This is a genomic window from Vibrio tritonius, from assembly GCF_001547935.1.
GTDB classification, from domain to species: Bacteria; Pseudomonadota; Gammaproteobacteria; order Enterobacterales; family Vibrionaceae; genus Vibrio; species Vibrio tritonius.
Genome location: NZ_AP014635.1, coordinates 792,841 through 807,629, shown reverse-complemented (window position 1 = coordinate 807,629; position 14,789 = coordinate 792,841). Strand labels below are relative to the sequence as shown.

The following is a 14,789-nucleotide window of genomic DNA, read 5'->3' as shown; positions in this document are numbered from 1 at the left end:
CATGGGTTTTAAATGTGGCATTGTGGGTTTACCAAACGTAGGTAAATCGACTCTTTTTAATGCACTTACCAAAGCAGGTATCGAAGCGGCTAACTTCCCGTTTTGTACTATTGAGCCAAACACAGGTGTTGTACCTGTGCCAGATTTGCGTCTTGATGCGCTATCTGAAATCGTAAATCCAGAGCGTGTTCTGCCAACCACTATGGAATTTGTGGACATTGCAGGCCTAGTTGCTGGCGCCTCTAAAGGTGAAGGCTTAGGTAATAAATTCCTAGCTAACATCCGTGAAACTGATGCGATCGGTCACGTTGTTCGTTGTTTCGAAAACGAAAACATCGTTCACGTAGCAGGTAAAGTGTCACCGATTGAAGATATTGAAGTCATCAACTTGGAACTCGCTCTAGCAGATTTAGACAGTTGCGAACGCGCCATTCAACGCCAAGCGAAACGCGCTAAAGGCGGCGACAAAGACGCAAAATTTGAACTGACTGTGCTAGAAAAACTGCTACCAGTTCTGACCGAAGGTGGCTCAGCTCGTTCAGTTGAACTTAGTAAAGAAGAAACCGCAGCTGTCGGTTATCTCAACTTCTTAACCCTCAAACCAACTATGTACATTGCGAATGTCAATGAAGATGGTTTTGAAGATAATGCCTATCTTGATGCTGTTCGTGAACATGCCGCTAAAGAAAATGCTGTAGTTGTAGCTGTTTGTGCGGCAATTGAAGCAGAAATGGCAGAACTTGAAGATGACGAGCGCGATGAGTTCCTTGCAGATCTTGGTATCGAAGAACCAGGCCTTAACCGAGTGATTCGCTCAGGTTATGAACTTCTCGACTTACAAACTTACTTCACTGCGGGTGTGAAAGAAGTTCGCGCATGGACTATCCCTGTCGGTGCAACAGCGCCACAAGCTGCGGGTAAAATCCATACCGACTTTGAGCGCGGCTTTATTCGTGCAGAAGTTGTCGGTTACGACGATTTCATCCAGTTCCGCGGAGAAAGCGGTGCCAAAGAAGCGGGTAAATGGCGTCTAGAAGGAAAAGATTACATCGTAAAAGATGGCGATGTAGTGCATTTCCGTTTCAATGTGTAGTTCATACCCAATCTAATTGTTTAAAAGCCAACCTGCCGGTTGGCTTTTTTATTTTTAACACAAAGAAAGTATCAAAAAAGACAAGAAGCAAGCCAAATGAATCTGTTGTTTTATTAGCAGTTTTTGATCACAAACACGCCTCTTTGCTTAAAAAAAACACGAACGGTCATTTTTGGGGAATTTATTCAAAAAAACTATTGACGCTCTCCAGTCATATCCGCATAATGCGCTCCGTTCTCAACGACAAGGCAACTTAGCAGCGAGAGCAACAATTTGGAAATGGCTACATAGCTCAGCTGGTTAGAGCACATCACTCATAATGATGGGGTCACAGGTTCGAATCCCGTTGTAGCCACCATTTCCTAAACGCTTTTGAATAGAGCTTTTAGGAAATAATGCGGAAGTGGCGAAATTGGTAGACGCACCAGATTTAGGTTCTGGCGCCGCAAGGTGTGGGAGTTCAAGTCTCCCCTTCCGCACCATTATTTTAGATAGCGAAAGCTATCGGCTGTAGGTCTATCGCCAAGCGGTAAGGCAGCGGCTTTTGATGCCGCCATTCCCTGGTTCGAATCCAGGTAGACCTGCCACTTATTTGTTGTATTTCAATGCATAAAAAGTATTGGAACTTAGAGTAAGATTGTATTATATTGTCTCGCTCTAAAAACATGGCTACATAGCTCAGCTGGTTAGAGCACATCACTCATAATGATGGGGTCACAGGTTCGAATCCCGTTGTAGCCACCATTTCCTAAGCGCTTTTAAATAGAGCTTTTAGGAAAACATGCGGAAATGGCGAAATTGGTAGACGCACCAGATTTAGGTTCTGGCGCCGCAAGGTGTGGGAGTTCAAGTCTCCCTTTCCGCACCATATTTAGATAGCGTAAGCTATCAGCTGTAGGTCTATCGCCAAGCGGTAAGGCAGCGGCTTTTGATGCCGCCATTCCCTGGTTCGAATCCAGGTAGACCTGCCATATTACAACGATGATTCGATAGTCTATCCAAGTCGAGTTATCTATAGAACAAGTTGCGGAAGTGGCGAAATTGGTAGACGCACCAGATTTAGGTTCTGGCGCCGCAAGGTGTGGGAGTTCAAGTCTCCCCTTCCGCACCATTATTTTGATAGTGAAAACTATCAGCTGTAGGTCTATCGCCAAGCGGTAAGGCAGCGGCTTTTGATGCCGCCATTCCCTGGTTCGAATCCAGGTAGACCTGCCATATTACAACGATGATTCGATATCTATCCAGTCGAGTTATCTACAAACATGCGGAAGTGGCGAAATTGGTAGACGCACCAGATTTAGGTTCTGGCGCCGCAAGGTGTGGGAGTTCAAGTCTCCCCTTCCGCACCATAATTTAGATGGCTACGTAGCTCAGTTGGTTAGAGCACATCACTCATAATGATGGGGTCACAGGTTCGAATCCCGTCGTAGCCACCATAATACCATTACAATCACTTGACCCAACTTCGCGGTGATGGCGGAATTGGTAGACGCGCTAGCTTCAGGTGCTAGTGTCCTAACGGACGTGAGGGTTCAAGTCCCTCTCTCCGCACCAAAGTGCTTCAAGTGACTGTGTAGCAGGTCTATCGCCAAGCGGTAAGGCAACGGATTCTGATTCCGTCATCCCTGGTTCGAATCCAGGTAGACCTGCCATTATTTAGATGGCTCGATAGTGTATCGGGTGATCAGCAAAACATGCGGAAATGGCGAAATTGGTAGACGCACCAGATTTAGGTTCTGGCGCCGCAAGGTGTGGGAGTTCAAGTCTCCCTTTCCGCACCATATTTAGATAGCGTAAGCTATCAGCTGTAGGTCTATCGCCAAGCGGTAAGGCAGCGGCTTTTGATGCCGCCATTCCCTGGTTCGAATCCAGGTAGACCTGCCATATTACAACGATGATTCGATAGTCTATCCAAGTCGAGTTATCTATAGAACAAGTTGCGGAAGTGGCGAAATTGGTAGACGCACCAGATTTAGGTTCTGGCGCCGCAAGGTGTGGGAGTTCAAGTCTCCCCTTCCGCACCATTATTTTGATAGTGAAAACTATCAGCTGTAGGTCTATCGCCAAGCGGTAAGGCAGCGGCTTTTGATGCCGCCATTCCCTGGTTCGAATCCAGGTAGACCTGCCATATTACAACGATGATTCGATATCTATCCAGTCGAGTTATCTACAAACATGCGGAAGTGGCGAAATTGGTAGACGCACCAGATTTAGGTTCTGGCGCCGCAAGGTGTGGGAGTTCAAGTCTCCCCTTCCGCACCATAATAAACAAACCCAGCAATGCTGGGTTTTGTTTTATCTGGCATTTCACTTTTTGTCCAATCCCCTATTTAAATCTCCAATACTTTTTGAATCCCCAATGCCGCTATACCCAAGTAACTTCAAGATACTGTTTCAGCGAGCCTCTTACACAGGCTGTTAAACCATATATGATGATTGCGCCGTATAAGTACTTCTAGCCGTTTCAACCTTAAATCTATGCAAGTAGGCATGACCGAAAAAATCATGTCACACAATCGCTTAGGTGAGCTTTAAACTTGAACGTAATGACCAGCTAGAATGATCAGATAACAACTGTTATTGGGATTAGATTTCAGTAGATAAGAAGTTAGGATTGGAGAAACCAAGACTGTTTTCTTTGGGCAAGATAGAAAAAATCCAGCCGAAGCTGGATTTTTGCATATTGGTCATCGTAAAGGGATTAACCCAGTAGAGCCAACGCTGCTTGAGGAGCCTGTTTAGCTTGCGCCAAAACAGAGCTTGAAGCTTGAGATAGAATTTGCGATTTCGTAAGAGCGGTAGTCTCTTTCGCAAAGTCTGTATCTTTGATACGGCTCTTAGAAGCATTCACATTTTCGTTAATGTTTTCTAAGTTACTGATCGCGTGACCGAAACGGTTTTGGAATGCACCAAGTTCCGCACGGTGACTATCAACAAATTTCAACGCTGAGTCGACAACTGCAACAGCTTGTTGAGCACCACCAACCGAAGTAACGTCGATGTCATTAACTGTTTCAGCTTTACCAGGACCCATATTCAGTTCACCAGCAAGGCTACCACCGAATGTGACAGGACCATCGACTTTGTTGTTGTCAGTAAACATTTGCAGTTTACCGTCTTCATCAACAGACGCTTTCACCATATCGGTTTGGCCGTTGATGTAAGTAGCCAACTCTTCAATATCATCGCCTTCTTTTGCTTTGATGTTGATCGTTTGGTCTTGACCTGTTGATTTATCTTTTAAGGTAATACTTAGATCGTTAGAGCCTTGTTTTACGCCCCAATCTTTACCTTTTGCTTCAGCTGCAACATATCCGGTACCACCCATCATTCTGTTGTCGCTACGCATATCTTTAAGGCTTAGGTTAACAGCTTCGCCGTTATCTGCGCCGATTTGAAACGCTTTAGTTTGGAACGTACCGTTAAGTAGCTTGTTACCACCAAATGAAGTGGTTTCCGCTACACGGTTCAATTCGTCATTCAAAGCCGTTACTTCTTCCTGAATCGCTTGACGGTCAGACTTAGAGTTTGAACCGTTAGACGATTGTAGGGACAAGTCACGCATACGTTGAAGAATGTTGGTTGTTTCTTTCATTGCGCCTTCAGCAGTCTGCGCAATGGAGATACCATCATTTGCGTTACGTACAGCAACATCAAGACCACGGCTTTGGACATTCAATCGGTTAGAGATTTGAAGACCAGCCGCATCATCTTTAGCGCTGTTGATTCTGTAACCTGAAGACAAACGCTCCATAGATGCTTGTTGAGCATTACTTGCGCTGTTCAGGTAACGTTGTGCAGTCATCGCTGACACGTTGGTATTAACATTAACCGCCATTGTGGTGCCTCCTATTGATTTTCCGGCAAGCGGAACTCCCGTGCGGTTTCCGACGTCTCGGAAAACCAGTAGTTCTCTCAAAGTTATCTCTGTTAACGACCCACTTAAGCGTTCCTTTAATGAAAACTGAGAAAATAGTTAAAAAAGAGAAAGGAGTAGATAGGAATGCGAACAACGCCACAAAATTGAACAGAAGTCACAAAAAAAATTAAAGAAATGCAGCTAACTGCCGGTGCAATACATTTCGTATAAATAAGCAGCAGCTAAGGGATGCAATAGAAGGATAAAAAGAAGAAAAGCCCCTTTTCCTTTGAGAGAACCGGGGCTATTGGTGGTAGCCATCGCCAATGTGGAGATCAAGAGAAATGAACACATTATTGGCTAACCAGGGGCGTATGATGACGTCAGATTAGAGGCAGGTTTGATTGAGAGAGCCTCATACCAGTCGGTTATCATACGTTGCCAAAGAGGCCTCACTACATACCCACGTCTGAGCTTATTAGTGAAGCTTCCAAAGCTACTGCAATAGTTGCATTGCAGCGCTTGGCAACTGTTTCGCTTGGGCAAGGATTGATGTCCCTGCCTGTTGCAGAATCTGTGCTTTGGTCAATTGAGTCGTTTCTTTCGCAAAGTCCGTATCTTTGATGCGGCTCTTCGAGGCTTCTACGTTCTCTTGGATATTCGATAAGTTACTAATGCTGTGACCGAGACGGTTCTGCTTCGCACCCAAATCAGCACGTTGCGAATCGACATATTTCAGTGCAGCATCCAAAACGCCAACCGCGTTTTGTGAACCACCGACGGTGCTGATATCAATATCTTGAACTGTTGTTTTTAGACCCGGACCACCATTAAGTCCTAACTCACTCGCTAAGCCACCAGAAATATTTAGGTTTCCACGGATCCCTGATTCCGGCACGAATAGCTGCAGCTTACCGTCTTGGTCTACAGAGGCTTTAACGCCTTCAGTTTGACCGTTGATGTAAGTGGCAAGTTCCTCAATATCATCACCAGGTTTGGCATTGATATCGACAGTCACTGGTTTTCCATCGCCATCGGTGTATTCGAACTTAAGGTCTCGAGCTTGAGGAGGCACCCCCCAGTTTTTGTCTTTACCTTGTTCCGATTTATAACTGACACCGCCCATGCGCTGGTCATCTGCACGTATGCTCGTTAAGCCAACGATGATCGCCTCACCAGAGCTTGAACCGATTTGGAAAGCAGACTCTCCAAAGGTTCCGTTAAGCAATTTACGCCCACCGAATGAGGTGGTTTCAGCAATACGGTTTAGCTCGTCTTGCAGCGCTACTGACTCTTCATTCAGCGCTTTACGTTCTGATTCTGAGTTAGTACCGTTTGAAGATTGCAGAGCCAAATCGCGCATACGCTGCAAAATATTAGTGGATTCATTCATCGCACCTTCAGCAGTTTGTGCGATTGAAATACCATCGTTAGCGTTACGCATAGCGACTTCTAGACCACGAGACTGAGCGCTCAAACGGTTAGAAATTTGCAGACCTGCCGCATCATCTTTTGCACTGTTGATGCGATTACCTGAAGACAAGCGTTCCATTGAGGTATTTAACTCGTTTGACGCTTTATTCAAGTAACGTTGGGCCGTCATCGCCGATACGTTAGTATTTACGTTAATGGTCATAGTTTGCTCTCCTGTCGAGTTCGCAAGCCCTTGCGAAGCGGTCAGCTTTACTCTGATTGGAAGCATGACCGTGAATCACTGGGTTAAACCTGCATCACTGCCGGTTTAATCGGGTTTCCACCCTTTAACTGATTAATTCAATTCCTGTGCCAACTTAATTAATTTTGATTAAAAAATTTACAAACACTTTATAATCAATAAGTTACATGGAATATTAAGTGTAACCTTATGCATAAGCTCTAAGATTACCGCCTCCTGGCTACAAGCGTTGCCGCTTAATTGCCGCTTTGGCTATCTGATTTAACTATGAGCAACTATTAGGCCAATTTTTCACCACAACTCATCTCGCACATACGGCATAGCACGTAAGGCATTGAAGATTAGATGTAATTAAATAAAGTTAAATCCTTGGTTTTACCGAATGCTTTTTGTGATGCCTCCAAGGCACGTGAATTTTCATTAAATTCAATCACGGCATCGGCATAATCCAAATCTTCAAACTCACTCTTAGATTTCGCCAAGCTGAGTTTAAAATCTTGATGCTGTTCTTCTTGGATATCTAAGGTATCCAAACGAGCTCCGATATCGGTTCTCGATTTACTTAAGTGAATAAAGGCGTGATGCAGCTCTTCTGATGCCTGTTGCAACTTGGCTGTTGATGAAGCATCGGACACCGACCCCTTGGAGTATTTGATCGCATCTTGGAAGCTATCAAATACGCTATAGGTTTTACGCGGTGTTAAGCTAATTTCATCGCCAGCGGTCACCTGCCCTTTCACTTGTATTGTCAGCGTGTTATCACCTGTTTGATATTTAATCCCTTCTTTAGGATCAAATTCACTGGCTTGCACCACACTGCCATCACGTTCCAATTGATAGCCAAACTTGCCATTGTTCATGTCCACGAACGTCACTTTGTAGTTCGAATCATCATTAGCATTGGTGTTTATTGCTCTTTCCAGCAATAGTTCCGAACCTTCTTGCAACTGGTAGTCAGGCTCGTAGTCACCAAAGGGGTTATCAATCTCCATAAACAACTTGCTACCAGGAGTGTTAAACGGCATTTCTAAGCTGTTTGAAATGCGCATTTTGCGTTGGTAGTCATCTCCGGAATAACTTACGTTGCCTTCGTTATCACGGAAAAACGGTTGATTCTTTGGCTTAGTACCCGAAAAAATATAGTTGCCTGATTCGTCTTGAGAGTTGGCTAAGTTAAGGAAGTTATCTGCCATCTCTTCTAAAACGCGTGCATGTGCATCACGGTCTTGGGGTGATAACGAACCGTTAATCATTTCCATGACGTTGCGCGTGGCATCATCGGCATAATCTTCCGCATTAGAAACCAAGACTTCTTGATGCTCTAAGCGGTTACGAACCAAAGTAATTGCATCCAAATATTGACGAATCTGCTCTTCTTGTTGAGCTACGTTTTGGATGTAATGGGTCGCCAATGGGTTGTCTGCTGCTGAGAGCAGTTTTTTACCCGAAGCCAATTGTGCTTGGTTATGGTGTACCTTAACTTCTTGACGACGTAGGTCATTCTGTACAGCTTGATAGTTATGGAAGCTTGCGATTCTATTTAGCATTTATTCTTCCTCCTATCTCAACTGCAAAATGGTGTTAAAGGTGTCATTCGCTGCTTGAATGATGCGAGATGAAGCCATATATGCCTGTTGAAATTTCATCATATTGGCAGCTTCTTCATCCAGGTTAACCCCAGAGACTGATGCGATACGGTCTTCTGCAGACTGTTTTTCCAACCGAGCTACATCGGTCAGGCGTGATGCGGTGGATAGTTTCAAACCGAAGTTGGTATTTAGATTGTGATACACATCCACCAAGGTCGATTCGTTATCGTCCATATTCTTGGCGTTTTGGATGTTAATCATCTTACGCAAGTTGCCATTATCCCCTTCGGAGGGGACAAGGTTTGCCGTAAATTTATCTTTGGGTAATGCCCCAGAGGTTAACTCAAACTCCGTGCCTTGGAATGAGACGGGCCCACTCGGTGGATAGGTTTGATTATCCAAAAGCACCTTGCCGTCTTTATCGCGAATCGAAAAGGCATTTCCCAAATCGTTAATCACCACTTGAAATTCGCGTAATGTGCCCGCTGCGTTGATCGAAAATTTCGCACTGCCTTGAGCAAAAGTCGTTGAAGCTTCATAACTTTGCGCGGCCAGCTTTGCTGGATCGTTGGTTTTCACTTTAATGTCGGCACCACCGGCACGAGTTGGCCGTATCAGCACACGTTCACCCGTCGCTGCATCGTTATTAACTTGAATACGCATACCGTCCAAAGTAGTCAAATCGCCTTGCTTGTCACGCACATAAAGATTGCCACCACTTTCTACCATCGTCTCTTGCTCACCATTTGGCTTTGTGACGTGATAGTCGCTACCGTCATACTGCAGTGAATATTCGCCACCTTTTAAGCTGGCAACGTTATCAATGTAGACAGCCATATCCGCCGTCGATTGACCCGAAGTAACCACACGGGCCTTAGCAATACGGTCTGAGTTAACGTCTGTAAATAAGTCCTGACCAACGTCACCATTGAGGTCCAAACCTTGATGTTGCAGCTTATTTACTTCGTAAGAAAAAGCGGTCGACATTCGGCCGATTTCATCCAATAAGTTAGGAATGCTCTTATCCCGCATTTCAAATAACGCGCCTATCTGACCACCAATATCTTTTGATGTGATGGCTTTGATACCATCACCTTCAACCATAGCTAAACGCGTTTGCTTCACATCTGGATAGCCATCGATCATTTTTAACTGGCTGGCTTCCGTTCCCGAAACCAAGGTATGGCCATTACCAATGTGAATATTAAATCCTTCCGCATTTTTACGTGGAGTAACGGTGACTTTGGTGTATTCAGAGAGTTCTTTCACTAACTTTTCATGGGTATCCATCAGGTCATTATGCGGGCCTGGTGTACGCATCATAAGGCGCTGTAAGTCACGAATTTCGATCGCCAGTTGGTTAATACGTTTAATACCAACTTCAAGTCCTTGGTTGGTATTATCGTATTCACGACGCACAGTTTCATGGAAGTCATTAAGGTTCTGAGCAATGATATTGGCTTTCTCCAATACCACTTTACGTGCCCCAACATCATTTGGCGTGTCCGAAGAGGTTTTCACCGCATCGAACCACTCATTTAAATTTTCTGGGATTTTTTTCGACGCAACTGAAGACAACAGTTTGGACAACATATCCAAATTCTGCTCATGCTCTTTCTTGTTCGAATAGTCAGTAGTGGCAAGGTTTAACTCTTTAACGGCAAATTGATCCCAAGAGCGGCGAACATTGTCCACATGTACGCCCATACCATAAGTCTCCCCGCCAAACTGGCGTGGCATATTGGTCGCTTGGATCACAGACTGACGACTGTAACCCTCTGTATTAACATTAGAAATGTTATGACCAGTGGTATTGAGTTGTCTCTGAGCGGTTAAGACACTTTGCCTACCAACGTTCAGAAGATCAGACGCCATATTGCCCCCAAAAACCCATTAAAATGCCAGTAATTACTGACTCCTATAGGTAATAAAGCAACATGCGTGCCAAGTGAGAAACTAGGATTTAACTCAAGGAAATATATAAAAATAGAGGGGTAATACTGAATTGGAACGGGCCGATTTTGCATCGACCCGGAAAAAGAGAAGCTAGATATTGTCCATCGATTCGATTTGGGATTTAAGCCGCAACACTTTATCTGCGTAGTTAGGGTCCGTTGCATATCCAGCTTGATGTACACCACGAATAAAAGCTTCATCCCCTTGTTGCGCTAACGCTTCACTGTAACGAGGATTGGTTTCCAAAAATTTCACATAATCATCAAAACTGGCTTGGTAGCTTGGATAAGCTCGAAACGCTGCTTTTTCCATCACTGGAATATCGTTTTGATATTCTAGTGTCTGTGTGGCAATCCTATTTCCTTGCCAAGCAGAATTCGCTTTAATGTTGAAAAGGTTGTTACTGCTATGATGCGCATTTTTAACCAGCTTTTGTCCCCATCCCGTCTCTAATGCAGCCTGGGCTAAAAGCAAAGTAGAGTCGATCCCCAAAGCTTGAGCCGCTTTTTGAGCGTAAGGTTTTAAGGAACGGACAAACGCTTGTGGAGAGCTGAAATCCATCTTGGTTACATCAGAAGTTTGCGCCGCAGCAACAGAGCTAACTTCTTTGGCTGACGTGGCAGAAGGCATAGCAGTATTCTGCACGGTGCGTGCTTGTTTGACCCGCTCCATGGCATCTTGGAACGTACGGTCACCTTGCTCATTGATGGTATTGGAGGCTGTGAGCTGTTTAACAATCATGTCCGCCAAACCAAGAGAGCCATTCGCACTGAGTTCACTGGTCATCTGTTCATCTCGCATTTGACGATAAAAATCTTCGTTGCGACTATCAAACATGTCGGATTTAAACTCTTTATTGGCATCACGCATCGATTTAAGCATCATGGTGGTAAAGATCGCTTCAAATTGACGAGCTGCTGCTGTTAGCGCTTCTTTCTCCGATGCTTTATCGCCTTTTACTGCTTTTTGACGCAATGCATCTAATCCAGCAATGTCTTGAATAAAGCCAATGTCGTTTGGACTACTTGCCATATCTGCCACTCCTTTGATTAGATGATAATAAGCTGGCCTTCAATGGCCCCGGCTTGTTTCAGTGCTTGCAATATCGCCATCAAATCCGATGGAGCAGCTCCCACTTCGTTCACAGCTCGCACTAGATCATCCAATGACGTTCCTGTTTGAAACTTAAACATCTTGCCCTGCTTTTCAGTCACTTCAATGTCAGTGTCAGGCACAACGGCGGTTTGCCCTCCTGCGAAAGCGTTCGGTTGGCTAACATTGAGATTTTCTTTTATAGCAACTGTCATACCACCATGAGTAACCGCTGCAGGCTTTAAGCGCACATGTTGGCCAACCACAATCGTACCCGTACGTGAGTTAACAATGATCTTGGCTGCGCCATCAGCAGGGTCTACTTCTAGGTTCTCAATCGCAGAGAGGAAGCCAACACGTTGGCTAATATCACGTGGTGCACGCACTCTTACAGATGTTGCATCCATAGGAGATGCCATGTTAGGTCCAAGGAAATTATTAACTACATCAGACATACGTTGAGCCGTAGTAAAATCTGATTCAAACAAATTAAAGGTAATATAATCACCACGGCTAAATGGCGTGGGTACTTCGCGCTCTACAATCGCACCGCTGGAGATCATCCCCACGGTCGGAGTATTTCCCACCAGTTTTGACCCATCAGCACCAGTGGCACTAAAGCCACTCACCACTAGATTACCTTGCGCTACTGCATACACTTGCCCGTCCAAACCTTTCAGCATGGTCTGCATCAGGGTACCACCACGCAAACTTTTCGCAGAACCAACAGAGGACACAGTAATATCAACCGTTTGCCCAGGCTTAGAAAAAGCTGGCAAATCTGCCGTTACCATTACCGCGGCAATATTTTTCGCATTTGGATTAGTGCCCTCCGGCAATTGAATGCCGAATTTTTTGAGCATGGTATTAAAACTTTGGTTAGTAAATGGCGTTGATTCACCTGTACCAGCTAAACCTGTCACCAATCCATAACCCACAAGTTGGTTACTACGGACACCGGCGACCTGTGCTAGGTCCTTGATACGAGCAGCTTGAGCGCTAACCGTAACAAACATCAATAACATCAGTGTGAGCTTTTTCATCGGGTAACCCTTGCAAAAAAAATGAGGTCTTAAAAGACCTCATCCATCAAACTAAACAGTCAAATTTTCGACGTCGAGATCTTGTCTATAAAGAGACATTAAAAAATCGTGCCAAAAATCCAGGTTCCTGCATATCTTTATTGGTTCCCGTACCAGAGTATTGGATACGTGCGTTAGAAATACGTGTGGAATCAATAGTATTGTCGTTACCGATGTCATCTGGGCGAACAGTACCACTTAAGCGTACATATTCATCACCCGTATTTAGCGTTAACCATTTTTCGCCACGAATCACCAAATTGCCGTTCGCCAATACGTCAATCACTTGAACGGAGATTGAACCGGAAATACTGTTACTTTGGTTAGCGGCAGAGCTACCAGAAAAACTATTGTCATTTTTCAAAGCATAGGAGAAGTTATAGTTCCCCATAGTGAGTTCTTGCCCGCCGACACTTAAAGGATCCATAGAGGCATCGTTATTTTTAGACAAGTCGGCATCTGCACTTTTTGCAGCTTTAGTACTTTCATTCAAGTTGACCGTAATAATATCGCCTAACCCACGAGGTTTAGTGTCATCGTACAACCCTCTATCACTCGCAGGGTCAAACAAAGAACCCGTTTCTGCAGCATAATGGTCAGGCCTTTTTCTTGGATGAACGGGAGCCCAAGCGGGATCGTCAGCCACTGGATCATTACGTTGACGTAATGTATCTACCAGCCCATCTAACCCCGTTGATGAGGTATCTTGTGCTTTATCACCTTCAACAGCATCCAACACTGTTGGTGTTTGCTCTGTCAGTGAGTCTTGTTGCAACAAATTGCTGCAACCAGATAACAAAAGAACAAAACAAGACAGACTGATTAACGATTTCATCGCCTTACCCTCTTCCTAAAGCACTATAGTTGTTGGTTAACGTAGCTCATCATCTTGTCTACTGCAGAAATGACTTTAGAGTTCATTTCATAGACACGTTGAGCTTCAATCATGTTAACTAACTCTTCCGTCACATTTACGTTAGAGCTTTCTAACATGTTCTGACGAACGTTACCCATACCATCTAATCCTGGTACACCTTCTTGTGGATCACCACTCGCCCCGGTAGGCAAATAGAGGTTTTGACCTATCGGCTCTAAACCACCTGGGTTAATAAAATCAACAGTAGTAATTTGCCCCAACACTTGGTTATTCTGCTGACCACGTACACGAGCAGACACTTCGCCATCGGTACCCACAGTAATGGAAATGGCATTTTGCGGCACTGTAATTTGTGGCTGCAACAAGTAACCGCTACCAGAGGTCACTAATTGCCCCTGATCATTTAAAGTAAATTGACCATTGCGGGAATAACCGATATTGCCGTCTGGCATTAGGATCTGGAAGAAGCCATCCCCTTCAATCATCATATCCAGTGCGTTGGATGTGGTTTGTGCATTACCATTGGTGTGCACCTTTTGGGTTGCCACAACCTTAGAACCTGCGCCAAGCATCAAACCGCTTGGTAGCTCGGTATTTTGCGATGATTGACCGCCTGGTTGGTTGATATTTTGGTAAAACAAATCTTCAAATACCGCACGACTTTTCTTAAAGCCAACGGTTGAGGCGTTAGCTAGGTTGTTCGAGATCGTTGCAATATTGGTTTGCTGAGCGTCTAAGCCTGTCTTACTGACCCATAGTGCCGGTTGCATACTTAACTCCTGTGACTCTCATTAACTCATTCGAAGCAGCGAATCTGACGACTTGTCGTTTTCTTCTGCCGTGCGCATCATTTTGACTTGCATTTCAAAGCGACGTTGCAAGTCAATTAGGTTGGTCATTTCACCAACCGCATTTACGTTACTGCCCTCAAGTGCGCCAGTAAGGATTTTGACATTCGCGTCAGCATCGTAAGTCGCATTAGGGTCTTTTGAACGGAACAGACCATTAACATCTTTAAAGAGTGAGCGGTCATTGGGTCTTACCAACTTAATACGGTCAACCACTTCCATCGCGTTCGCTGGAGCACCTTGAGGTCGAACGGAAATCGTACCGTCATTGCCGATCTCAATTTTACTTAGCGGCACGGGCAGCGTAATCGGAGCACCTGTTTCTCCCAGTACCGGATATCCGTTACCGTTCAGTAGCAGGCCAGTCTCATCGATACGTAAGTTGCCGTTACGGGTAAGTCCTTCTTTGCCCGTTTTATCCATCACAGAAATCCATCCTTCACCTTGTACAGTGACGTCCAGATCGCGACCTGTTGTGATCACGCTGCCTTGTTGGAAATTATTTCCAGGACGTTCAGTCATATTGAATACTCGACTTGGTAGCCCAGCACCATATGCCTGCATAGAACGCGCTTGCTCTAGGTCGGCACGAAAACCTGTCGTACTAACGTTTGCTAGGTTGTTCGCCCGCAATTGCATGGCTTGCATGTTTTGTTTTGCGCCACTCATGGCCAGATACAGAGCACGATCCATAATTCCATCCCAAAAATCGGTTGTT

Annotated in this window: 10 protein-coding genes and 17 tRNA genes; 18 read left to right on the top strand and 9 right to left on the bottom strand. The window is 44.9% G+C overall.

Translation table 11 applies throughout. From position 1 onward, the window contains the following. Nucleotide 1: 1 nt before the first annotated feature. From ychF to JCM16456_RS03705, 18 genes are all read left to right on the top strand, one after another. Nucleotides 2-1,093 carry a redox-regulated ATPase YchF gene (gene ychF, locus JCM16456_RS03790; RefSeq protein WP_068712491.1) on the top strand — a complete coding sequence of 364 codons (1,092 nt, stop codon included), beginning with the start codon at nt 2-4 and terminating at the stop codon, nt 1,091-1,093. A 281-nt stretch (nt 1,094-1,374) separates the two neighbouring features. Continuing rightward, nucleotides 1,375-1,451: transfer RNA gene (locus tag JCM16456_RS03785), tRNA-Met, on the top strand. 39 nt (nt 1,452-1,490) lie between these two features. After that, a tRNA-Leu gene (locus JCM16456_RS03780) sits at nt 1,491-1,575 on the top strand. Nucleotides 1,576-1,605: 30 nt separating this feature from the next. Then, nucleotides 1,606-1,680: transfer RNA gene (locus tag JCM16456_RS03775), tRNA-Gln, on the top strand. Between the two features lie 80 nt (nt 1,681-1,760). Further along, nucleotides 1,761-1,837 (top strand) — tRNA-Met (locus JCM16456_RS03770). 39 nt (nt 1,838-1,876) lie between these two features. Then, a tRNA-Leu gene (locus tag JCM16456_RS03765) sits at nt 1,877-1,961 on the top strand. A gap of 28 nt (nt 1,962-1,989) precedes the next feature. After that, nucleotides 1,990-2,064, top strand: a tRNA-Gln gene (locus JCM16456_RS03760). 55 nt (nt 2,065-2,119) lie between these two features. Next, nucleotides 2,120-2,204, top strand: a tRNA-Leu gene (locus tag JCM16456_RS03755). Nucleotides 2,205-2,233: 29 nt separating this feature from the next. Beyond that, nucleotides 2,234-2,308, top strand: a tRNA-Gln gene (locus JCM16456_RS03750). Between the two features lie 49 nt (nt 2,309-2,357). Beyond that, nucleotides 2,358-2,442, top strand: a tRNA-Leu gene (locus JCM16456_RS03745). A 10-nt stretch (nt 2,443-2,452) separates the two neighbouring features. Next, nucleotides 2,453-2,529, top strand: a tRNA-Met gene (locus tag JCM16456_RS03740). A 31-nt stretch (nt 2,530-2,560) separates the two neighbouring features. Next, nucleotides 2,561-2,647: transfer RNA gene (locus tag JCM16456_RS03735), tRNA-Leu, on the top strand. Between the two features lie 24 nt (nt 2,648-2,671). After that, nucleotides 2,672-2,745: transfer RNA gene (locus JCM16456_RS03730), tRNA-Gln, on the top strand. 44 nt (nt 2,746-2,789) lie between these two features. Then, nucleotides 2,790-2,874: transfer RNA gene (locus JCM16456_RS03725), tRNA-Leu, on the top strand. A 28-nt stretch (nt 2,875-2,902) separates the two neighbouring features. Beyond that, nucleotides 2,903-2,977 (top strand) — tRNA-Gln (locus JCM16456_RS03720). Nucleotides 2,978-3,032: 55 nt separating this feature from the next. Beyond that, a tRNA-Leu gene (locus tag JCM16456_RS03715) sits at nt 3,033-3,117 on the top strand. Nucleotides 3,118-3,146: 29 nt separating this feature from the next. Beyond that, nucleotides 3,147-3,221 (top strand) — tRNA-Gln (locus JCM16456_RS03710). 49 nt (nt 3,222-3,270) lie between these two features. Next, nucleotides 3,271-3,355: transfer RNA gene (locus JCM16456_RS03705), tRNA-Leu, on the top strand. Nucleotides 3,356-3,794: 439 nt separating this feature from the next. Here the strand turns inward: JCM16456_RS03705 and JCM16456_RS03700 are convergent. The 9 genes from JCM16456_RS03700 to flgF all read right to left on the bottom strand — a co-directional run bounded on the left by JCM16456_RS03700 (nt 3,795) and on the right by flgF (nt 14,764). After that, a complete protein-coding gene (locus JCM16456_RS03700) occupies nt 3,795-4,931 on the bottom strand; it encodes a flagellin (RefSeq protein WP_068712489.1) in 1,137 nt (378 codons plus the stop codon). A 517-nt stretch (nt 4,932-5,448) separates the two neighbouring features. Next, a complete protein-coding gene (locus JCM16456_RS03695) occupies nt 5,449-6,588 on the bottom strand; it encodes a flagellin (protein WP_068712487.1) in 1,140 nt (379 codons plus the stop codon). Between the two features lie 380 nt (nt 6,589-6,968). After that, the gene (gene flgL / locus JCM16456_RS03690) at nt 6,969-8,174 is read right to left on the bottom strand and encodes a flagellar hook-associated protein FlgL (protein WP_068712485.1); all 1,206 of its coding nucleotides are present in this window, start codon (nt 8,172-8,174) and stop codon (nt 6,969-6,971) included. A 12-nt stretch (nt 8,175-8,186) separates the two neighbouring features. Next, the gene (flgK, locus tag JCM16456_RS03685) at nt 8,187-10,091 is read right to left on the bottom strand and encodes a flagellar hook-associated protein FlgK (RefSeq protein ID WP_068712483.1); all 1,905 of its coding nucleotides are present in this window, start codon (nt 10,089-10,091) and stop codon (nt 8,187-8,189) included. Between the two features lie 171 nt (nt 10,092-10,262). Beyond that, nucleotides 10,263-11,204 (bottom strand): flagellar assembly peptidoglycan hydrolase FlgJ, encoded by a 942-nt coding sequence (gene flgJ / locus JCM16456_RS03680; RefSeq protein WP_068712481.1) that lies wholly within the window; start codon nt 11,202-11,204, stop codon nt 10,263-10,265. A gap of 17 nt (nt 11,205-11,221) precedes the next feature. Next, nucleotides 11,222-12,307: a flagellar basal body P-ring protein FlgI gene (locus JCM16456_RS03675; protein ID WP_068712480.1), complete on the bottom strand. Its 1,086-nt coding sequence runs from the start codon at nt 12,305-12,307 to the stop codon at nt 11,222-11,224. Nucleotides 12,308-12,392: 85 nt separating this feature from the next. Beyond that, nucleotides 12,393-13,181: a flagellar basal body L-ring protein FlgH gene (gene flgH / locus JCM16456_RS03670; protein WP_068712478.1), complete on the bottom strand. Its 789-nt coding sequence runs from the start codon at nt 13,179-13,181 to the stop codon at nt 12,393-12,395. Between the two features lie 23 nt (nt 13,182-13,204). Continuing rightward, on the bottom strand, nt 13,205-13,993 hold the full coding sequence (gene flgG, locus JCM16456_RS03665) for a flagellar basal-body rod protein FlgG (protein ID WP_068712476.1): 789 nt from the start codon (nt 13,991-13,993) through the stop codon (nt 13,205-13,207). A 21-nt stretch (nt 13,994-14,014) separates the two neighbouring features. After that, nucleotides 14,015-14,764 (bottom strand): flagellar basal-body rod protein FlgF, encoded by a 750-nt coding sequence (gene flgF / locus JCM16456_RS03660; RefSeq protein WP_068712474.1) that lies wholly within the window; start codon nt 14,762-14,764, stop codon nt 14,015-14,017. Nucleotides 14,765-14,789 lie beyond the last annotated feature (25 nt).